This is a genomic window from Pseudomonas sp. LBUM1646, assembly GCF_059716165.1.
This window is the reverse complement of sequence record NZ_CP166810.1, coordinates 2709102-2730351: the sequence shown is the minus strand read 5'-3', so window position 1 is coordinate 2730351 and position 21250 is coordinate 2709102. Positions and strand designations below refer to the sequence as shown.

At 60.7% G+C, this 21250-nt stretch carries 21 protein-coding genes and 1 pseudogene; 15 read left to right on the top strand and 7 right to left on the bottom strand.

The features are described from left to right. Positions 1-30: 30 nt before the first annotated feature. Both ACA071_RS12575 and ACA071_RS12570 read right to left on the bottom strand, forming a co-directional pair. Positions 31-1482 (bottom strand): coniferyl aldehyde dehydrogenase, encoded by a 1452-nt coding sequence (locus ACA071_RS12575; RefSeq protein ID WP_497644641.1) that lies wholly within the window; start codon positions 1480-1482, stop codon positions 31-33. A gap of 577 nt (positions 1483-2059) precedes the next feature. Continuing rightward, complete coding sequence (locus ACA071_RS12570) at positions 2060-4111, bottom strand: alkyl/aryl-sulfatase (protein WP_497644640.1); 2052 nt, start codon at positions 4109-4111, stop codon at positions 2060-2062. A 266-nt stretch (positions 4112-4377) separates the two neighbouring features. On the opposite strand from ACA071_RS12570, the gene ACA071_RS12565 reads away from it, so the two are divergent. The 9 genes from ACA071_RS12565 (at position 4378) to ACA071_RS12525 (ending at position 14407) form a co-directional block, all read left to right on the top strand. Beyond that, positions 4378-5163, top strand: coding sequence for an enoyl-CoA hydratase/isomerase family protein (locus tag ACA071_RS12565; RefSeq protein ID WP_497644639.1), 786 nt, complete (start codon positions 4378-4380; stop codon positions 5161-5163). 34 nt (positions 5164-5197) lie between these two features. Next, a complete protein-coding gene (locus ACA071_RS12560; protein ID WP_497644638.1) occupies positions 5198-6445 on the top strand; it encodes a thiolase family protein in 1248 nt (415 codons plus the stop codon). A 10-nt stretch (positions 6446-6455) separates the two neighbouring features. Then, positions 6456-7613: an acyl-CoA dehydrogenase family protein gene (locus ACA071_RS12555; protein ID WP_497644637.1), complete on the top strand. Its 1158-nt coding sequence runs from the start codon at positions 6456-6458 to the stop codon at positions 7611-7613. Between the two features lie 73 nt (positions 7614-7686). After that, positions 7687-8463 (top strand): SDR family NAD(P)-dependent oxidoreductase, encoded by a 777-nt coding sequence (locus ACA071_RS12550; protein ID WP_497644636.1) that lies wholly within the window; start codon positions 7687-7689, stop codon positions 8461-8463. A 24-nt stretch (positions 8464-8487) separates the two neighbouring features. Beyond that, positions 8488-10074, top strand: a complete 1587-nt coding sequence (locus tag ACA071_RS12545; RefSeq protein WP_497644635.1) for a class I adenylate-forming enzyme family protein — start codon at positions 8488-8490, stop codon at positions 10072-10074. 245 nt (positions 10075-10319) lie between these two features. Continuing rightward, positions 10320-11936 (top strand): arylsulfatase, encoded by a 1617-nt coding sequence (locus ACA071_RS12540; protein WP_497644634.1) that lies wholly within the window; start codon positions 10320-10322, stop codon positions 11934-11936. Between the two features lie 58 nt (positions 11937-11994). Then, positions 11995-13263, top strand: coding sequence for an OmpP1/FadL family transporter (locus ACA071_RS12535; protein ID WP_497644633.1), 1269 nt, complete (start codon positions 11995-11997; stop codon positions 13261-13263). A 51-nt stretch (positions 13264-13314) separates the two neighbouring features. After that, on the top strand, positions 13315-13989 hold the full coding sequence (locus tag ACA071_RS12530; RefSeq protein ID WP_497644632.1) for a DUF3313 domain-containing protein: 675 nt from the start codon (positions 13315-13317) through the stop codon (positions 13987-13989). Positions 13990-14125: 136 nt separating this feature from the next. Beyond that, complete coding sequence (locus ACA071_RS12525; protein ID WP_497644631.1) at positions 14126-14407, top strand: PA2433 domain-containing protein; 282 nt, start codon at positions 14126-14128, stop codon at positions 14405-14407. A 138-nt stretch (positions 14408-14545) separates the two neighbouring features. Here the strand turns inward: ACA071_RS12525 and ACA071_RS12520 are convergent, their stop codons facing one another. The 3 genes from ACA071_RS12520 to ACA071_RS12510 form a co-directional block, all read right to left on the bottom strand. Beyond that, complete coding sequence (locus ACA071_RS12520) at positions 14546-15037, bottom strand: DUF2269 family protein (protein ID WP_497644630.1); 492 nt, start codon at positions 15035-15037, stop codon at positions 14546-14548. A gap of 2 nt (positions 15038-15039) precedes the next feature. Then, on the bottom strand, positions 15040-16167 hold the full coding sequence (locus ACA071_RS12515; RefSeq protein WP_497644629.1) for a saccharopine dehydrogenase family protein: 1128 nt from the start codon (positions 16165-16167) through the stop codon (positions 15040-15042). A gap of 154 nt (positions 16168-16321) precedes the next feature. Next, the gene (locus ACA071_RS12510) at positions 16322-17047 is read right to left on the bottom strand and encodes a tellurite resistance TerB family protein (RefSeq protein WP_497644628.1); all 726 of its coding nucleotides are present in this window, start codon (positions 17045-17047) and stop codon (positions 16322-16324) included. A gap of 176 nt (positions 17048-17223) precedes the next feature. Here ACA071_RS12510 and ACA071_RS12505 point away from each other — a divergent pair, with 176 nt between their 5' ends. The 5 genes from ACA071_RS12505 to ACA071_RS12485 all read left to right on the top strand — a co-directional run bounded on the left by ACA071_RS12505 (position 17224) and on the right by ACA071_RS12485 (position 19837). Beyond that, positions 17224-17589, top strand: coding sequence for a VOC family protein (locus ACA071_RS12505; protein WP_497644627.1), 366 nt, complete (start codon positions 17224-17226; stop codon positions 17587-17589). 27 nt (positions 17590-17616) lie between these two features. Then, complete coding sequence (locus ACA071_RS12500) at positions 17617-18042, top strand: GNAT family N-acetyltransferase (protein WP_497644626.1); 426 nt, start codon at positions 17617-17619, stop codon at positions 18040-18042. A gap of 204 nt (positions 18043-18246) precedes the next feature. After that, positions 18247-18969, top strand: coding sequence for a phosphatidylcholine synthase (gene pcsA, locus ACA071_RS12495; protein ID WP_133835912.1), 723 nt, complete (start codon positions 18247-18249; stop codon positions 18967-18969). Positions 18970-18975: 6 nt separating this feature from the next. After that, positions 18976-19374, top strand: a complete 399-nt coding sequence (locus ACA071_RS12490; RefSeq protein WP_497644625.1) for a DUF488 domain-containing protein — start codon at positions 18976-18978, stop codon at positions 19372-19374. Positions 19375-19378: 4 nt separating this feature from the next. Further along, positions 19379-19837: a GNAT family N-acetyltransferase gene (locus ACA071_RS12485; protein ID WP_497644624.1), complete on the top strand. Its 459-nt coding sequence runs from the start codon at positions 19379-19381 to the stop codon at positions 19835-19837. A 40-nt stretch (positions 19838-19877) separates the two neighbouring features. On the opposite strand, the gene ACA071_RS12480 is transcribed toward ACA071_RS12485, so the two are convergent. Beyond that, on the bottom strand, positions 19878-20300 hold the full coding sequence (locus tag ACA071_RS12480) for a hypothetical protein (protein WP_497644623.1): 423 nt from the start codon (positions 20298-20300) through the stop codon (positions 19878-19880). 62 nt (positions 20301-20362) lie between these two features. Beyond that, positions 20363-20587 (bottom strand): hypothetical protein, encoded by a 225-nt coding sequence (locus ACA071_RS12475; RefSeq protein ID WP_497644622.1) that lies wholly within the window; start codon positions 20585-20587, stop codon positions 20363-20365. Between the two features lie 75 nt (positions 20588-20662). On the opposite strand from ACA071_RS12475, the pseudogene ACA071_RS12470 reads away from it, so the two are divergent. Continuing rightward, a pseudogene (locus ACA071_RS12470) lies at positions 20663-21127 on the top strand (GNAT family acetyltransferase); the annotation flags it as partial. Positions 21128-21250 lie beyond the last annotated feature (123 nt).

Here is a 21250-nt window from a genome sequence, read left to right as displayed (position 1 = left end):
CGCGAGCAAGCTTTGCTCCTACCGTTGAAATCAGGGTTTCAACAACGCGCCCATCACCCGTCGAAACAGCTTGCCGTAGGGCGGTCGCAACACACCCATGACGTCCCACAACGGTGGGGTGAACACCGAGCGCTCCAGGCTGAATGCCTTGAACCCGTAACCACCGCGATAACGCCCAAAACCCGAGTGCCCACAGCCACCAAAGGGCAAATCGTTCTGGAACAGGTGCTGCATGACTTCGTTGATACACGCGCCGCCCGAATGGGTGCGTTCCAGCACATGCCGGGCCTCGGCGCGGTTGTCGCCGAAGTAGTACAGCGCCAGGGGGCGCGCACGGGCGTTGATGTAGGCGAGCACTTCATTGATGTCGCGGTAGGTGCGGATCGGCAGCAGCGGGCCGAACACTTCCTCTTGCATCGCCAACGTGGTGTCCGGCGGATCCACCAGCAGCGTCGGGGCGATTTTGCGTGACACGCTCAAGTCCTCGTTGGCCGGGTTGACCTCGATCACCCGCACGCAGCGCTCGCGGGCATCTTGCAGGCAGGCTTGCATCCGTCGGTATTGCCCCGGCGTGGCCATGGCTGTGTAGTCGGGGTTGTTCAGCAGCGTCGGGAACAACCGGCGCAATTCGACCTGCATACAGCTCAGCAGCCGCTCGCAATCATCCTCGTGCACCAGCACATAGTCCGGGGCGATGCAGGCTTGTCCGGCGCTGATGCCCTTCCCGCCCCAGATCCGCCGGGCAGCGTTTTCCAGGTTTGCGCCGCGACCAATGATGGTCGGCGATTTGCCGCCCAGCTCCAGGGTCAGCGGCGTCAGGTTTTCCGCGGCCGCGCGCATCACCAACCGTCCAACCCGGGGGCTGCCGGTAAACACCAGGTGATCCAGCGGCATGGCCGAGAACGCTGCCCCCAGTTCGGCACCGCCGATAAAGGCAGCGACTTCGGTGTCATCGAACTGCTCGGCCAGCAATTCAATCAGCAGCCCTGCCGTCGCCGGGGACTGGTCGGAAAACAGCAAAATGGCCCGGTTACCCGCCGCCAGCGCCTCGGCGAGCGGCCCCAACGCAATGGCGATGGGGAAATTCCACGGCGAGATAATGCCGATGGTGCCCAGCGGCTGATAACGAATCTCGGCCCGGGCGCCCAACCAACCGCTGCCCAGTTCGGCCTTGCGCCGCTGCGGACGCATCCAGCGCAGCACATGGTCACGGGCGTATTTGAGCCCCTGGACCGGCAGCAGCACATCGGCCATCAGCGACTGGTCGTGGCTGCGCCAGGTGAAGTCTTTGGCCAAGGCGTCACAGAGCGGCTGTTGGTTGTCCAGCAACAGCTTGATGACCCGGTTGATCCGCGCAATGCGCACATCTGCCGACGGTGGCCCTTCGCACAAGGTCGCGGCCTGTTGGCGGGCGAGCACGTCAGCTACCCGTTCGGTGAGCGTATCGGCCTGTGTTTCAGAGCTGTGTAGCGCAGCGTGCATGGTCAGGTTCTCCTGGATCGAAATGCCTTTGTGTAAGAGCACGGCTTGCCGTAATGCACGACAAACGTACTCTTCGTAGCAGCTGTCGAAGCCTGCGTCCGGCTTGTAGCAGCTGCGTCCGGCTCATGTAGCAGCTGCCGAGGCACGAGGCTGCGTCCGGCTTGTAGCAGCTGCCGAGGCACGAGGCTGCGTCCGGCTTGTAGCAGCTGCCGAGGCACGAGGCTGCGTCCGGCTTGTAGCAGCTGCCGAGGCACGAGGCTGCGTCCGGCTTGTAGCAGCTGCCGAGGCACGAGGCTGCGTTCGGCTTGTAGCAGCTGCCGAGGCACGAGGCTGCGTTCGGCTTGTAGCAGCTGCCGAGGCACGAGGCTGCGTTCGGCTGCGAAGCAGTCGTGAAATCAGCCGACGCGGTGTTTCAGGAAGACCGCGTGCTCAGGTTTGACGACTGCTTCGCAGCCGAACGCAGCCTCGTGCCTCGGCAGCTGCTACATGAGCCGGACGCAAGCTGCTACATGAGCCGGACGCAGCCTCGTGCCTCGGCAGCTGCTACTAGCCGGAGGCAGGCTGCTGCACAGTGCGTCTAGCGTGCAGGCGCATTGGGCCCGACCAGCTCAAAGTCCGGGGAGAATTTGTCCAGCGAACCGAGCACGTCATACACCGCCAGTTTGCTGCCCTCGATCTTCAAGTCGCCTTTGAACACAGCCTCGATGGGCGACATCTTCTCCGCCAGGATCGCGTTCAGCGTTTCGCGGGTAAGGGTGATGGTGGCATCGGCGTTATCGGCGTTGTAATCGGCGATATAGGTCAGCGCCGAATTCTCCAGGTTGAGCGTGTAACGCTTGCCCGAGGTGCCGATGTCGGTGAAGTTCCAGTTCAGGACAACGTGCTTACCCTCGACATCCGGGGCTTTGAGGCGCACACCCAGGTAATCGAAAATCTTGTCGATGGTCAGCGCGCGCAGCATGTCCGGGCTGGCGGTGCGCAGCGGCGAGGCGATTTTCTTGCCGCCGCTGCGATGCTCCATGGCGGCGGCCAGGTAGCTGTTGCGCTCGACCGCTGACTCGGCTTGATAACCCAATTGTTCCAGGGCATCAGCCGCCAGTTCCCGCGCCGCGCTGTTGCCAGGATCAGCGTAGACCAAATGACTCATGGCCTGCGCCACCCAGCGGTATTCACCGTTGGCAAAATCGGTTCGGGCTCGGGTCAACACAGCCTCGGCACCGCCGCCATACTCGACAAACTTCTTGCCGTAATCGCCGTCGGACAACGCATCCATATTGGCCGGATTGGCGTCGTACCAACCCATGTATTGCTGATACACAGCCTTGGCGTTGCGCTGCACCGAACCGTAGAAGCCATGGGTGAATGCCTCGCTGGCCAAGCTCGCCGGAACATGGCTGCGCATGTATTCGCCGATCTCGACCGGTTTGTAGCCCTTGTTGATCAGGCGTAGGGACTGGTCGTGCAGCCACTTGTACATGTCCCGTTGCTTGGACAAATAGTTGACCACGCGCTCGTGCCCAAACACCGGCCAGCCATGCTGCCCCACCAGCACGTCGGCGCCGGGGGCGAATTGGTGCAGGGCTTCGTTGAGGTATTTCGACCAGGCCAGGCCATCGCGGATGGTCGCCCCGCGCAACGTCAACAACTGGTGCTGGGTCGGCAACGCCAGCTCCCCGGTATCAAGCACTTTGAACTGCGGGAAGTAATGGATGAACTCGGCTGGCGCCTCGGTGCCGGGGGCCAGCATGTTGACGATTTCGACGCCGTCGATGGTCAGGCTTTGCACGGGCTGGCTGAGTTCGAGGGTCGGCGGGATCATCGTGATGGTGCCGTTGGACAAGGCCTTGGCGCCGCCAAGATCGATCTGACCCTGGGCGCTGCGCGGCAACGTGGTGCCGAACTGGTATTCGGCGCGGCGACTCATCGCGTTGCCGGCCATGACGTTTTCGGCGACGGCAGTTTCCATGAACCCGGCCGGGGCGATGATTTGCACCTTGCCTGACTTCACGTCCGCTTCATCGACGATGCCGCGAATCCCGGCGAAGTGGTCGACGTGACTGTGGTTGTAGAACACCGCCACCACCGGTTTGCGCGGTCGATGCTGGTAATACAACTCAAGGGCCGCATGCGCCACTTCGGTGGCCAGGTTGCAGTCGATGATGATCAGGCCGGTCTTGCCCTCGATGATGGTCATGTTGGTCAGGTCAAGACCGCGCACCTGATAAAAGCCCTCGGTGACCTTGAACAGCCCGGCGGCCATGCTTTTGCGCGCCTGCAACCACAGGCTCGGGTTGACCGTGGCCGGAGCATCAGCGCTGCCGAGAAACTCGTAGCCCTTGAGGCTGTACACCACATGACCGTCGGCGGCGGTGGTTTCGGCGTCGGGAATGTTGGCGATAAAGCCGTGCTGGATGTCGGCTTCCACCTGCTCATCCACCGGCGGCATGCTGTGCGCCGTGGCCGCGTTGACGGCGATGGTCGCCGCCGTCGCCGCTTTCTGACCGCCTTCGCCTGCGCTGTTGTCGGCCGCCGGCCCATTTACCCCGGCCTGACCCCGTGACCAGTGCAAAGCCCCGGCAATGCTGACCGCCAACACCGACACCGTCAGCACGACACGTAAAGTTTTCATCGCAGGGTCTCTCTCATTGTTATTTGAATGGCCGCTGCGATGGTGCAAGCAAGCACCTGTGACTTGCCGGTCTTCTCGATCAAATCGTCTGTCTTCGTAAATACCACTGCCCCCTCGCCACAAAGTGCTCTTCATCTTTCAGGACATGCGCACTCCCCTGCGGACAAGCGCTTTCGTTGCAATGACCTGCGTCCCCTTGCACGCCGTTCCTACTATCGGCTCATCAACGACGCCAACCGTGCGCAGAACAATAAAGGGGAGTTGTCATGAGTGAAGAGGTCTTGCTGTATGAAATCGTCGGCCCGGTGGCGCGCCTGACGCTCAACCGGCCCCGGGCCATGAACGCGCTGAACCTGGCGACACTCGCCGAGCTCGAACGCTGCCTCGATGACATTGCCCTCAATGACGAACTGCGGGTCGTGATCCTCACCGGCAACGGTCCGGCCTTCTGTGCCGGCGCCGATCTCAAGGAAGTGCTGGCCGGCGCCAGCCTGCCTGCGGGCGAACCGGACTTTCTCGACCGGGCCAATAGCGTCTTCGGCCAATTGCGCAATTTCCCCAAACCGGTGATCGCCGCCCTCAACGGCATCACCATGGCCGGCGGCCTGGAACTGGCGATGTGCGCCGACATCGTGGTGGCTGCGCAAACCGCGACCCTGGCCGATGCCCACGCCAACTTCGGCGTCTATCCGGGTGCCGGTGGCGCTGCGGTGCTGCCACGACTGATCCCGCTGAACATCGCGATGTATTTACTGATGACCGGCAAATCCCTGTCGGCCACGGAAATGAAAGTCTATGGCCTGGTGTGTGAAGTCCACGCCGACGCCGAGCTCGCCGACTCCGCCCTGGCGCTGGCCAATCAGATCGCGAAAAAGAGCCCGATTGCCCTGCGCCGCATGAAAGAAGTCGCCCGCGCCTCCGCCGACAAATCCCGCGACGACGCCTTGCAGCATGAGCAAGTGATGCTGCGCCAGCACCTGCGCACGGCGGATTTTCAGGAAGGCTTACAGGCCTTTGGCGAAAAACGCGCACCGAACTTCAAGGGCCACTAGGCCGCCACGTCCCCGCCATTTTCAGGAACAGACAATGAACGATATTTATGTAGTGGGCGTTGGCATGACGCCGTTTGGCCGTTTGCTGGAGCGCAGCGTCTACGACATGGTCGAGGAAGCAGTGGGTCTGGCGTTGAAGGATGCCGGCGCGACCACGGCTGACGTTGGTTCGGTGTATTACAGCACCATGACCAACGGCATGTTGCAGGGTCAAACCGGTATTCCCGGCCCGATCGCCATGCGCCGTATCGGCATTGAAGGCGTGCCGGTATTTTCAGTCGAAAACGCCTGCGCTTCAGGTTCTTCGGCATTCAACCTGGCCACCCTGGCGTTGCGCGCCGGTCAGTGCGACATCGCGTTGGCGGTCGGCGCCGAGAAGATGAACATTCCCGACAAAGCCAAGATGTTTGCCGTGTTCGACGGCGGCTGGGACGTCTCCACCGTCGAGCAAAACAAACACACCTTACTGGCCATGGGCGAAGGCATCGTGCCGCCGCCGGGCACCGTTTCCGAGCGCCCATACAGCGTGTTCATGGACGTGTATGCCGCCATTTGCCGTAACCACATGCTGCGTTATGGCACCACGCAGCGGCAGATCGCCGCCGTCGCGGCGAAGAACCACCAGCACTCGGTGCACAACCCGCTGGCGCAGTTCCAGCAGGCCTTCAGCATCGACGAAGTGCTGGCCTCGCCACCGATCTGCTACCCGCTGACCACCCTTATGTGTTCGCCGATCAGCGATGGCGCCGCTGCTGTCCTGTTGTGCAACGCCGAAGGTCTCAAACGCCTGAAAAACGCCGGCGACCGAGCGGTTCGGGTGTTGGCCAGCGTGGTGCAAACCGGCACCAATCGTGGTCTCGATGAGCCGGAAAAAATCGTCGCGCACCTGGCGGCGAAAAAGGCCTACGCCCTCGCCGGCATCGACCCCGCCGACGTCGACGTCGCAGAAGTCCATGACGCCTCGGCCATCGGCGAAATCCTCAACGCCGAGTCGCTGATGCTGGTGCCGTTCGGCGAAGGTGGCCCGGCGGCCGAGCGCGGTGATTTCACCGTCGGTGGCCGGATGCCGATCAACCCGTCCGGCGGCCTCGAATCCAAGGGCCATCCGATCGGCGCCACAGGCCTTGGGCAACTCCATGAACTGGTCACGCAACTGCGCGGTGAAGCCGGCAAGCGCCAGGTTGAAGGCGCGCGCATCGCCATTCAGGAAAACGGCGGTGGCCTGTTCGGTATTGAAGAAGCCGTGGTCGCCGTCAACATCCTCGCCCACAAAAACAATTAAGGAGCACCCCATGGGACACGTTATGCGCACCCCGGAACAACTCGAAGCCGTTGAGAGTTTCCGGCGTTTCCTGGCCGACAAGATCGAGCCGATTTTCAACAAGGAATACCGCGACAAGTTCATCCCGAAAGAGAAGATGGCTGAGGTCATGCGCCAGCTCACCGAGTTCGGCATGATCAGCGGCGCCGTCAGCGAAGCCCACGGCGGCCTCGGTCTGGACTGGCCGACCATGATCATGCTCTTCGAAGAGGTCGCCGCCTGCTCGGTGGACCTGTCGACGCCGGTGGTGATCAACTCGTTCGGCGCACAAATGTTGGAGAAACTCGCCCCGGATCACCTGCGTGAACGTTACCTGCCGGGGCTGATCAGCGGCGACCTGTTCGTCAGCGTCGCCATCTCCGAACCGGACGTCGGCTCCAATGTGCTGGAAATCAAGACCCGCGCCCGCCGCGACGGGGATGATTTCATCATCAACGGTGAGAAGACCTGGATCAGCAACGGCTCCTACTCTGACTTCCTGATCTGCACCTGCCGCACCGGCGATGACCCGCGCAAGGGCCTGACGCACTTCCTGCTGGACCGCAAGGAACATCCGTACGAAGTACAGAACATCCACAAAATGGCGTGGAACAGCCAGTCCACCGCGCAGATTTTCCTCAATGACGTACGCGTGCCGGCCAGCAACATCATCGGCAACGAAGGCGAAGCGCTGAAAAACACCCTGTCGTTCTTTGAACGTTCCCGGGTGTTTGTTGCGGCGCAAGGCTTGGGCATCGGCCGCCGTGCCCTGGAAGAAGCGGTGCGCTACGCCAAGGAGCGCAAGCAGCACGGCAAAGTCATCGCCGGTCACCAGTTGATCAGCGCAATGCTCGCGGAAATGGCCACCAACGTCGACGCCGCGCGCCTGCTGACCTACCGCGCTGCCGAGATGATCGGTGCCGGTATCCCGGCGGAAATGGAAGCAGCGATGGCCAAGTATTTCGCCTGCGAAGCCGCCGTGACCATCGCCCGTCAAGCCGTGCAGATTCACGGCGGCGCCGGCGTGACCACCGACTTCCTGGTCGAGAAACTGGCCCGTGAAGCGATCATCGTGCCGATCCCCGAAGGCACCACGCAGATTCAGCAACTGATCATTGGCCGCGCCCTGACCGGGGTCAACGCGTTCTGATCCACCGTCGGTTCGACCTCCAACAATAACAACCCGGCCCCTCTTGGGCCGGGCAGCGAACAGGGACACTCACATGCGTATTCAAGACAAAGTCGTGGTCATCACTGGCGGCGCTTCAGGCCTGGGCCTGGCCACCGCTCACTACCTGATCGAAGAAAAAGCCGCGCGCGTGGCGATCTTCGACCTCAACGTCGAGGCCGGGGAAAAAGCCGTGGCCGAACTGGGCCCCGACCGGGCCATGTTCGTGCAAACCGACGTCAGCGACGAAACCTCGGTGCAAAACGCAGTAAACGCCGTGATCGCCCGTTTCGGCGCGATCCATGTGTGCATCAACGGCGCCGCGGTGCCGACCGGTTTCAAAGTATTGGGCAAGGAAGGCAAGGCAGCACCACTGGCGCGTTTCGCCCAAGCGACGGCGATCAACCTCAACGGCGTGTTCAACGTCATGTCCAAGTGCGCCGAGCACATGGCCAACAACGAAGCCGAGGCCGGCGAAGAACGTGGCGTGGTGATCAACGTTTCGTCGGGCGCGGCGTATGAAGGTCAGGTTGGCCAGTGCGCCTACGCGGCGACCAAGGCTGGCGTGATTGGCCTGAACATGCCTGCCGCCCGTGAGCTGGGTGCCATTGGTGTGCGAGTCAACGCCATCGCTCCCGGTCTGTTCCTGACCTCCATGGTTGCCGGGCTCGACGAGAAAATCCTCAACTCGCTCAAAGAGCAAATGGAAGCGCCCAAGCGCCTCGGTGACATGCGCGAATTCGCCCATTGCTGCGCCTTCCTGATCGAGAACGCCTACATCAACGGCGAAACCATCCGACTCGACGCTGCATCGCGCATGCGTGCCCGGTAATTCGTTTACCCGGAGCGATGAACCATGAAAATGAATTTTTGCCGAATCATGCGCCTGCTCGCCCTGCATCACCGCGAGCAAGAGGCCATCGTCAACATCGAGCGCAATCGGCGCTACACCTACGAGCAATACCACCTGCTGACCAATCGCGTGGCGGATGTCCTGCGCAACATGCTGCACGTTCGCGCGGGCGAACGCTTCATGCTGATCCTGGAGAACGACAATCTCAGCCTGATGATGTTTCCCAGCACCTTCAAGCAGGAAGGCACGGTGGTGATGACCAATCTGCGCGACCCGCTCGACGAGCACGCGCGACAGATCGATCTGGTTCAACCCAAAGTCGTGTTTATCGAAACCCGGCTGCTGGACAGTTACTACGGCATGCTGCGTCATCGCGGCTGCGAGATCGTGGTGATGGACCCGCCCACTGCCGAGCAAGCCACATTGGCCGGCGTTCACAGCTTCTGGCCGATGGTCGAAGCGGCGTCCGATCTCGACAACGACGTGACCCTCGATACCGACCAGCACATCTGCATGTTGCGCTTCACCGGTGGCACCACCGGCAAGGGCAAGTGCGCGATGTACTCGATCGACAACTGGATGGCCTGTCGCGATGCGGCGTTCATCAACACCGATCTGGGGTTGAACAGCGCCACCCGTTTGCTGCATGTCTCGCCGTTGTCCCACGGCACGCTGATGCTGTTCTTTCCTACGGTCTATGGCGGAGGCACCAACATCACGCTGAACCAGTTGGACATGGAATGCTGGCGACAGATTGTAGAAAGCGAGCAGGTCACCCATTCGTTCCTGGTGCCGACGGTGCTTTACCGGTTACTGGAGTTGCAGCGAGCGGCTCCTAAGGACTTCTCGTCCCTGACCACGCTGATCTACGGTGCCGCGCCCATGAGCCCGGACAAGCTCGGCGAACTGGTCGCCTGTTTCGGACAGATCTTCGTCCAGGGTTACGCAGCCACCGAATCGCCGATGATCATCGCCTCGCTGGACAAGGCGGCCCACCAACCCGGCGATGCCGCGGCGTTGCAGCATTTGTCCTCGGCCGGACGCCCTACCCCCGGTGTCGAAGTGTTCATAGCCGACCCCGACGGCAACCCGCTCGCCGTTGGCGAAACCGGTGAAATCCGCATTCGCTGCAAAGCCATCATCCAGGGTTACTACCAGAACCCGGAAGCCACGGCGGCGGAGTTCGACGACGGCGCCTGGAAATCCGGCGACCTGGGCTATATCGATGGCGACGGTTACCTGTACATCGTCGACCGGCTCAAGGACATGATCATCAGCGGCGGTTTCAACGTCTACGCAGTGGAAGTCGAAGCCGCCCTCGCCGCGCACCCGGCGGTGTTGATGGCGGCAGTGGTCGGCATTCCGCACCCGGAATGGGGTGAAGCGGTGCACGCCGAGGTGATTCTGCGCCAGGGTGAAACGGTCACGGTAGACGAGTTGATTGCACAAACCCGGACGCGACTGGGTGGTTACAAGGCTCCGAAGTCGTTGGTGTTTGTCGATCAATTGCCGACGTCGGTGGTCGGCAAGGTATTGCGCCGGCAAGTGCGGGAAAAATACTGGCAGGGGGCGCTGCGCAAAATCAGTTGAAAGCGTAAACAGCGCCTGCCAACGGCTTTTTGGAGGCTTGGCAGGCGCCGCCCTTGACCGGTTTAAATGTCACACGGCATCTGAATCGTTAAACAGGCTGTAAACCCCATGAAACATGGGCTTGGCTGCAAATTTCAATTACTGGCTATTTCACAATTCATATCTACGCTCTTCGCGGGGGATCCAACTTTCAGGACGGCCGGGGGGCTCGTCTCAGCACGCAATACCAGTGCACGGAGCTCGACATGAATCGGAAAAAATTCTCCTCGCTGTTCGCTGTTTCAATGTTGTTGACTGCAATGGTCCTCCCCGTTATCACCCAAGCGGCCGACAAACCGCCCCCGAACATCGTAGTGATCATGGGCGACGATATCGGCTGGTCCAATATCGGTGTGTACAACCAGGGCATGATGGCCGGCCGCACGCCGAACCTTGATCAACTCGCCGCCGAAGGCATGCGCTTCACCGACTACTACGCCGAGGCCAGTTGCACCGCCGGGCGCGCCAATTTCATCACCGGTGAACTGCCCATCCGCACGGGCATGACCACCGTCGGCCAAGCCGGTTCGCCCATCGGCATTCCCGCCGAAGCCGTGACCATCGCCACCGCCCTGAAATCCATGGGCTACGCCACCGGCCAGTTCGGCAAGAACCATTTGGGTGACTTGAACGAATTCCTGCCGACCGTGCATGGTTTCGATGAATTCTTTGGTTATCTCTATCACCTCGATGCCATGGAAGACCCGGCGCACCCCAATTATCCGAAGGAACTGCTCGATACCGTCGGCCCACGCAACATGGTCCACAGCTGGGCTACCACCTCCGATGACGCTACCGTGATGCCGCGCTGGGGCAAGGTCGGCAAACAGAAGATCGAAGACGCCGGCACGCTCTATCCGGAGCGGATGAAAACCGTCGACGACGAAATCCGCGACAAGGCTTTTGCCTTTGTCGACAAGGCCAAGCAAGACAACAAACCGTTCTTCCTGTGGCTCAACCCGACGCGCATGCACATCGTCACGCACCTGTCCGACAAGTACGAAGCCACGCGCAATGCGCAAAATGGCTGGTCGGAGCAGGAAGCCGGCATGGCGCAACTCGACGACATCGTGGGCGAGGTCATGGCCAAGCTGAAAAAAGACGGCATGGATGACAACACCATCGTGGTGTTCACCACCGACAACGGCGCAGAAAACTTCACTTGGCCGGATGGCGGTACTACGCCGTTTGCCATGGGCAAAGGCACGGTGATGGAAGGTGGTTTCCGGGTGCCGGCGATTGTTCGTTGGCCGGGCCAGGTGCCGCCGAACACCATCGGGAACGGCATCATGTCCGGCATGGACTGGTTCCCGACCTTCGTCGCGGCGGCCGGTAACCCGAACATTTCGGCGGAATTGCTCAAAGGCAAACAGCTGGGCGACCGCACCTACAAGGTGCACCTGGATGGCTACGACCAGACGCCGATGATCACCGGCAAGGGGCCGTCCAATCGCCATGAGATTTTCTATTTTGGCGAAAGCACGTTGGGGGCGATCCGTATCGATGACTTCAAGTACCGCTTCATCGACCAGCCGGGCGGCTGGCTGGGGGCCAAAGTCACGCTGGACATGCCGATCCTGACCAATCTGCGTCTGGACCCGTTCGAACGCGCCGGGTGGCCGGAAGGCATGGCGGCCAACGGTTCGCTGGAATATTTCGAGTGGTTCAAGTTCCAGTTCTGGCGCTTTGTGTTCGTCCAGCAACAGGTAGTGAAACTGGCCGAAACAGCGGTTGAGTATCCGCCGATGCAAAAAGGCGCGAGCTTCAACCTCGAAGCGGTGAGAGCCAAAATCGAAGCGGCCCGCGCGGCCATGGGCAAATAAGCCGTCAAGTTCACGGGTGGCCACAGTGGCCACTCGTGGACGTTTGTCGAGGTGACCCATGCAGACAAAAACAACCGCCCTGCCCGCCCTCACGCTGTTGGCCCTATGCAGCCAACCGGTCTACGCGGGCGGCATCCTGCTTTACGAAATCGGCACCGATAACGTCGGCCTGGCCAACGCCGGTGCCGCCGCCCGGGCCCAGGGGCCATCGACCATCGCCAGCAACCCGGCGGGGTTGAGCTACCTGCCCGGCACGCAAATCACCGGTGGCTTGCAGGTGCTCTATGGCAACCTGAAATTTGATCGCGACGCCAACACCAACGGCACGGGCAGCGGCAGTGGTAATGCCCTCGATCCGATTCCCGGCGGCAGCTTCTTTGTCAGCCATCAATTGGATGAGCACTGGAGCGTCGGGTTCGGCTCTTACGGCGACTTCGGTCTGGCGGCCAATTACGATAACGATTGGTCAGGGCGCTACTTCGCGCAGAACGCCAGCCTCGCCGGTCTGTCCCTGGTACCCAGTGTGGCCTATCGCTTTAACGATCAATGGTCGGTCGGCGTCGGGGTGAAAGCCATGTACGGCATGCTGCAAACCCAGACCGCCATCGACCGCTCGCCATTCGGTGTCACCGACCGCAGCGACGGCCAGTTCAAATACGAAGACACCACCTGGGGCTACGGCGCCAACCTGGGGGTGATCTACGCCCCGCAACCGGGCACACGCATTGGCCTGGCCTACACCACCAAGGTGGATCTGGATTTCGAAGACCGGCTCAACGTTCATGGCACCGGCCCGGGCCTGGACCGTTTGAATGGCTTGAACACCCAGCTCGATATGCAAGTACCGCAGACGGCCACCCTGAGCCTGTTCCAGCAATTGGACCCGCAATGGGCCCTGCTCGCCTCGGTGAACTGGCAGGATTGGTCGCAGTTCGGCGATGTCGCGGTGCAGGTCGACACCACCGCGCTCGGCTCACAATCGACCACCGTCAACGCTCATTACAAAGACACCTGGCAACTGGCACTGGGCGCGCAATATCAGGCGAGTCGTGAGTGGTTGTGGAATATCGGCGTGGCCTATGACAGCAGTGCCGTGTCGGACGCCAACCGCACACTCAACGCGCCCATGGGTGAATCCTGGCGCCTGGGCACCGGGGCCACTTATGCCCTGAACAAGGACACCGATGTCAACGTCAGTTGGGCACTGGTCTGGTTGGGTGACATGTCCGTGGACCAAACGAAATCCGTATCAGGCGTGCGAACTTCCGGTCAGTTCGACAACGCCTGGATTCAAGCATTGACCGGCAATATGACCTGGCGTTTTTGAACTACCGTTATCAAAAAAATAACGACTTCCCCCCACGGAGCACCCACCACCATGAACCTGTCCCGAAACGTGTTAATCGGCGCCACGCTGGCCAGCCTGTTGCTGGGCGGTTGTACCTCCAAGGTCACCGATAAGGAGCAATACTCGGGCTTCCTGCCCAACTACAACAATCTCCAGGAGGTGACCACTACCAGTGGCGAGAAAGCCATGCGCTGGGTCAGCCCGTCGTGGAACCCCAACGCCTATGACACCGTGGCCTTCATGAAGCTGGAACTCTACCCGGCGCCGAAACCCAACGAACGGGTCGACCAGCGCACTCTGGAAGAATTGCAGACCTACATGACCAACAGCGCCAAGGGTGTGCTGGGCCAGAAGTACCGCGTCGTACCTAGCGCCAAAAAAGCCCCGGCGGGTTCGAAAACCCTGGTGCTGCGGGCGGCGATAACCGGTGTCAGCGCCTCCAATGAAGGCATGCAATGGTATGAAGTGGTCCCGGTCGCCGCCGTGGTTGGCGGGGTGAGCGCCGCCTCAGGCCATCGCAGCCAGGACACCACGCTGTTCCTGGAAGCCGAACTGGTGGACGCCAGCAACAATCAGATCGTGGCCAAAGTGGTGCGCAAGGTGTTCGGCGAACAATTGAAGAACTCGAGCCAGAAGATCACCACCAACGATTTCAAAGCGGCGATCAACAAGCTGACTGCTGATTTGCAGGCGTTCATTCGTTGACAGAGGGTAAGCGCTACCGGCCTTTTTGCCATGGTTAGCTATAGTCATTTTCCAGGCCCTGTTCTCAGGGCTTGATATTGCCTCGGTGCCAAGGCTCACACGCCATGGCACCGAACTTTCCATTGAGGAGATTTCCATGAAGCGTTCTGCACTTGCTGGATTGTTCGTCGCCGCTGCACTGCTGGCACCTTCGGTATTCGCTGCGGACGACCTGTGTACGGTCAATCTGCAAAAAATCAAGGATGCTCAAGTCAGCACCGAAGCACAGAGTTCCGATCTGAAAGACAGTATTGACGACACCGTAAAACTGGCCAAGGCTGCACAGGCCAAAGGCACCGAGGAAGGCAAAAAAGACTGCATCTCGCTCACCACACAAGCCCTGCAGGATATCCAGAACAACACCAAGGGTGATCAGTAAAAAAGCACCTTACGCGTTCCTGTAAGAGCTGCCGAAGGCTGCGATCTTTTGACCTTTATTTTCTGGACGTCGATATCCAAAAGATCAAGGTCAAAAGATCGCAGTCTTCGGCAGCTCCTACGGGGGATCAGGGTGTTCTTAGCTCAACATTCCAAGCCACTGCCCCGGCGTCATGCGGGTCACCATGATCAGCACAATCACGAACATCCCGAGAAACCCCAGCACCCCCATCCAGAACCACTTGCGGTAGACGGCGTCGTACTCGACCGCCAGCCCCTGCCCCGTTTCGACCGCGCTCATCGCCAACACCTGCAAACGCTTTTGCAGCACCAGCACCGGCAGCCACAGCGCCCCCGTGCACAGGAAGATCACCAGCGCCGTCAGCACCCATTCCGTGGTCAGGGGCAAGCCGCTGAGTTTCACCAGGCCATACCCGGTGATGATTTGCAGAAAACCTGCCGGCGTGGTGATCCAGGTGTCGAACCACACCACCATCCGCGCCACATGAGCGATGACCAACGGGTTGGCCGTGCGGCTGGCGGCGATCAAATAAAGGTAGGAACCCATGCCGAAGCCGAACAGGAAGATCGCGGCGATGATGTGGGCATATTTGAGGCCGAGGTAGAGCATGTTCAGCGCTGCTCGTCAGAAAACACCACGGACATTTGCAGATTGTCCGGGTCGTTGATAGCGGCCATGTATTCATCGACGCTGATTTCACCGACACACGGGCGTGCGCCGGGTGCGGGCACGTAGCCCTGGAGCATTTTTGCTGCCAGGGCGACGGCGGCGCAGCTCGGAATCTCTGGCCCTTTGTCGTTGAACGCAGTGAGTTGCACGGTCAGGGACAACGGTTTTTCGTCCAGGCCGAGGCCCTGGACATCGATGTACATCGCACTTTTGCCATCGCCAAACCGCTCGAACCCGCAGCCCCAGCGATGCAAGCGCGCGGCCCAGAGCGCATGGTCGCGAACCAGCCCGGTGCGCAGGGCCTGGGCCAGAAGGAAGGTGGCCACATTACCGAGCTTGAGCCCCGCGCCGGCCTTGAACCGCAAGGTATGGGCGCCGTAGCGGCTGGCGAAGATGTCCATGTCCGGCACGTCGACGTTGGCCAGTACCCGCGTTCCCATCTGCGGCATAGTGCGCAATGTCAGGTCCTGCCAGCCAAACACTTCGTGTACCTGGCCGTTCTTGAGCTGCTTGATCGGTTTGCCGGCGTAGGCCAGCACCCCGGTGATCGTGGACAGCCCGGGCATCTTCGCCGAGGAGGAAATGCCATGCTCGATCAAATCAATGCGCTTAAACCGCGAACGGTGCTGATCGATGATGGCTGACGAGAGCGTCGGCACCGAGCTGCAGCCACTAAGGATCGCCACGCCCGCACTTTTGGCTCGGGCATCCAGTACGCCGATGGCGTTGACGAAGGTGCGGCAATCCGCCAGGTCGCAGTAATTGACCCCGGCGTCGATGCACGACTCAGCCACGGCATAGGATTGCCCCTGGAACGGGCCGCCGGTGTGGATCACCAGTTGAATGCCCAGCGATTCCAGGGCGGACTTGAAACCGGCGCCCATGGCATCGCCGCACCAGCCTTCGCAGGTTTTGCCTGACAGGGTTTTCAACGCTTCGACCTGGGCCGACAACTTTTGCGGGTCACGCCCGGAGATCACCAGAGCGATGCCTGGCATCACCGCCAAATGCCGGCACACGATGCTGCCAAAGTTTCCGTAACCACCGATCACCAATACCTTGAGTGTCATTTACTGCTTCCCTGAACCGTTTCTCGACCGAGGCGCGATTCTAAGGGATCGAATGACCTGGCTGGGGTGATTTGTTCAAGTCAGCGATTGGACGAACGATGAATAGCCTGAGGCAAGGGAGCTTGCGCCCTTGCCACAGGTTTTATGACAGACGCTACACCGCACCACCTTTGGCCTGCTGCTCCAGATGCACCTGCAGCTCGGGAGCAATCTTCAGGGCCGCCGCCAGTTCATCCAGATAACTGCGCTCGGCGTCTTGCTGATCGTCCACCACCATCACGCTGGCCAGGTACATTTCCGCGGCGATGGCCGGGTCTGTGGCTGATTGCGCCACGTCGGTGGCATCGAGTGGTCGGGCGACTTCATCGTCAAGCCATTGCTGCAATTGCGGGTCGTCGGTGTGGCGGCCGATTTCGGTGCTGATCATCTGTTTCTCGTGGTCATCGATCCGGCCATCCGCCTTGGCAGCGGCAATCAACGCGCGCAGCACCGCGTGGCTGTGGTCTTCGACTTCCGGACCGGACAGCAGGTCCACCGTGCGCGGCGCCTGTTGCGGCGCCGAGGCCTGGCTGCGTTGCCAGGCTTGATAGGCCTGAAACGCCATCATCCCGAGGGACGCCAGTGCCGCGTAGTTGGTGCCGCCTGATGAACGGGTCTGGGTCGAACCGCCCAAGGCAGAGCCACCGCCCAGCAAACCACCGAGCAAGCCACCCAACCCGCCACCGCCGGCACTTGACCCGGCACCACCGCCCAACAGGCCGCCGAGCAACCCGCCGAGTCCGCCCAAGCCTCCCTGGGATGGCGCGGCACCGCCGCCCTGTTGCGACATCGAGCCTTGGCCGGCCCGCAAAAGTTGTTCGAGCAAATCGCTGGTGTTCATGACGACGACCTCTCTTATCAGGCGTAACTCAGTCAGGCAACGATAGCCCGCGCCGGCCATTGCGCCAGCACCGTTTGGCCGACGTGAACAGGCGCAACGCCCGAGCGCTCACGCTCCTGACAGAAACTGACGGTGCGGCCTTTTATGCTGCGTGCCACATCATTCGGAGCAGCCCCATGATCACACCTCGCTACTGGCTACTGTTCGTCGAAAACCCTGCGGTCAGTGCACGGTTCTATGAATTCCTGCTGGGCCGCAAACCCGTGGAAGAATCCCCGACCTTCGCCCTGTTCGTGCTAGAGGACGGCTACAAACTGGGGCTCTGGTCGCGGCACACCGCCGAACCTGCCGCCGGGATGACCGGCGGCGGTATGGAGCTGGCGTTTCCGGTGGAATCGGCCGCAGAGGTCGATGCGCTGTTCGGCCAATGGTCGAGCCTGGGCTTGAGCATCCTGCAACCACCCACTGAGCTGGATTTCGGCCGCACCTTCGTCGCGCTTGACCCCGATGACCATCGGCTGCGAGTGTTCTACCCTCGCTAACCCGTTTCCCAGAGGATCAGCCCCGCCATGGATCAGCATCAAATCGTCGTCAGCGACGTGATCGAACCCGAAGTCGAGCACGTGCTCAGCGCCGGGCTCAGCGCTTTCAATGATCAGGCCACCGGGGTCAGCGACCGGCAGGCGCTGGCGGTGACGGTTCGCGACCCTGACACCCAACAGGTGCTGGGGGGAATAACCGGGCGGACGTCTCTGGGCCTGCTGTTTCTCGATTTGTTCTACTTGCCCGAGGCGCTGCGCGGCTCCGGGCTGGGCGCTCGACTGCTCAAAGCCTATGAGGACGAAGGCCGCCGTCGCGGCTGTCGTTCTGCGGTGCTCTACACCTTGAGTTTTCAAGCCCCGGCGTTTTACGAGAAGCAGGGCTGGCAGCGATTTGGCGAGGTGCCGTGCATGCCAGAGGGCACCAGCCGGGTGTTCATGAGCAAAGCGTTGTAAACATGTGGCGAGGTGCCAGCAGCGTCATCATTAAGTCATCCGCCAGATTTAACCGGGGTTTTTTTTCCACAGCACAGCTAAGATTCATAGGTGGTGAACCTTATCCCCGGATTCCCGGTCGATACCTGCAACCCGACCCGGTTTGCCGACGCCCCCAATAGAAGGGTGCTGACTGGCTTGCTTCACTTTTTGGAGAACGCCCCCGTGATATCAACCTTACACATTGCCAGGCTCAAAGCATGGGGCGCCCATGGCTTTACCGCGACTGGCGTGGTCACGGCCTTCCTGGCCACCCTCGCGCTGCTGGAAAACCAGGCCACCCATTGCCTGCTGTGGCTGGGTGTGGCGCTGATTGTCGACGGCCTCGACGGCGCGCTGGCACGCAAGGTCAACGTGCAATCGGTGCTACCGAGTTTCGACGGCTCGATTCTGGACCTGGTCATCGACTACCTGACCTACGTGTTCATCCCGGCGCTGTTCATCTACCGCTACATCCCGTTGCCGGACTACACGCTGCTGTTGACCGTGTCGCTGATCCTGGTCTCATCGCTGTTCTGCTTCTGCAACGTCAACATGAAAAGCAAGGACAACTACTTCCAGGGCTTCCCCGCCGCGTGGAACGTGGTCGCGTTGTGCCTGTACATCATTGGCCCGTCGCCGTGGGTGACGCTGCTCACCGTCATCGGCCTGGCCCTGCTGACCGTGACCCGGATGAAATTCCTCCACCCGTTCCGCGTGCGCAAGTTCATGCCGATCAACATCGCGGTCACCGCCATCTGGCTGCTCTGCAGTTTGTCGTTGGTGGTCAACCATCCGGTGATCAACCCGATGGTGATGGGGCTTTGGCTGCTGATGTCGGCGTACTTCCTGGGCATCTGCATCTGGCGCACGGCGATGGAGTGGTTTGACAGCTCACGGCACAAGTAAACGCCCATGGCCATTAGCATCGTCAGGCTCGGCTCACCGCGCAGGCCCGATGAAGGCCTGCGCATCGGCACGGTACGCCGCCCACCTCGCGGCGTACCGAAAGCCGAGTTTGCCAGCCGTGACTTTTATGATGTCTGGCAGCCACTGCTGTCCCCTAGCCCGGAACTGGTCGCCCAAGCCCAAGCGGCGCAGGACGCCAAGGCCTGGGACGCGTTCAAGCGCAAGTTCAAGGCCGAGATGAACCACCCTGCACCCAGTCACCTGTTGGATTTGTTGGCGGCGTTGTCCCATCAAACGGCGCTGGCGGTGGGGTGTTACTGCGAGGATGAGGCGCATTGCCACCGCTCCGTTTTGCGCGAACTGCTGCAAGCACGGGGGGCGCAGATCAGTCACAAGGAGACGTGAGAACGTGAACAACCCGATTCGACGTGCAACCCGGCAAGATGCAGCAGCCATCAGCCAGATCATCATCCAGTCCCTGCGCCAATCCAATGCCCGAGACTACCCGCCCGACATCATTGCGCAGGTGGAGAAAAGCTTTTCTACCGAATCAATCCTCGCCTTGATGGACCAACGCCAGATCTTTGTGGCGACCCTTGACCACCAGGTCGTTGCGACCGCCAGTCTCGACCGCGACGTTGTGCGCAGCGTGTTCGTCCACCCAGTCCATCAAGGACTTGGACTCGGCAGGAAGCTGATGGCAACGCTTCAATCCATCGCCAGCGATGCACACATCGAAATCTTGCGCGTCCCCTCCTCCATTACCGCCGAAGGCTTTTACCTGAAGCTGGGGTTTCAAAAAGTTCGCGATGAATTCCATGGTGCCGAACGCACCATCATCATGGAGCGGCGCTTGATCCCTGATTGAGTGTGGGAGCGAGCTGCTCGCGAACGCGATGGCCAGTCACTCAATACGAACGCTGTTTTATCCCCCAGCGGTCTTCGTCCCAAGTCACCACCCACAGATTTTCATGAAGCGTGATGACGGACCCATCCGCACGATTGCGTGAATACCGCACATACAGATGAACCTTGCGAGGGCTCACCAAGACAGCACGTTTGTCCTGGTAAACCGTATGATCCCAGCCCGTTTGACGCGTCAGCTCACTAAAAAAATCATTCGGCAACTTTCCCGCGCGGTCCCAGATGACCAGGTTTTCCCCGGAAAGGATGACGTGAGGAAAATGAAGACAGCGATCCATACCCGCCAGGTCCCGTGCGTTGAAGGCGTCGGTGAATGCTTCGATACAAGCAATGGCTGCACGCGCCATGGCGGGCTCGGCGAAAGCATCACTGCGATCAGGTTGAAAGAGTGCATCGGTATTTTTCATGGTGCGAAGTGGCTCCTACCAGTGTCGAAAATCGGTATCCAATGAGTGCCCAGCGTCAGCGGTTACAAGGCATGTGCCGAGGGCGTTGCACGTTTTCCCTCCGTGGATGTGCAGCCTTGCCCGGCGGACAGGATGTTGAGCAAGGCACTCAAAGGGACAGTTTCGTCGGTGTAACTCCTGACACTGCGCCGGCGGGCGAGCAGGTTCTGCAGTGTTGTTGCATTCGAAGCACCCATTGCGCGGGCGTCCTGATTGTCCGGCGCCTCGATTAAAGCAGTGGCGGTCATCGGGTGCACTTGTTTCGCAGGGAGTGGACAGTACACCACGCATGACGATAGCGTCAGCCCATCCCATTCAAAGGACTGACCATGATCCCCATCGTTGATTACGCCAACGAACAGCATCGAGCCTCTGTCATCGAACTCTGGGAAACCGCGTTCGGCTATGAAACCGCGCACAACACCCCAAGCCTGGTGATCGACAAGAAACTGGCCATCGCCGATGGTTTGTTTTTTGTGGCGCTGAATAGCGATGTGGTCGTTGGCACCGTGCTGGCGGGATACGACGGTCATCGTGGCTGGTTGTATTCGGTTGCGGTGCATCCGGCACAGCGCCGACAGGGGCTGGGCGCTCGACTGGTTCGTCACGCCGAGCAAGCATTGACGGCTCGCGGCTGCATGAAAATCAATTTGCAGATTGTCAGCGCCAATGAAAGCGTGAAGAGCTTTTATGAATCGCTGGGCTATGCGGTGGAGCCGCGCATCAGCATGGGCAAAAAGGTGGAGGCGAACATCCCGGTGCCAAGAGACTTGGCCGGACGGCTCTGAAACTTACTGCCACCCCAACCCCTGTAGGAGCTGGCGCAGCCTGCGATCTTTTGGTCTTGATCTTCAGCGGGTCCGAAAAAGATCAAGAGCAAAAGATCACAGCCTTCGGCCGCTCCTGCATTG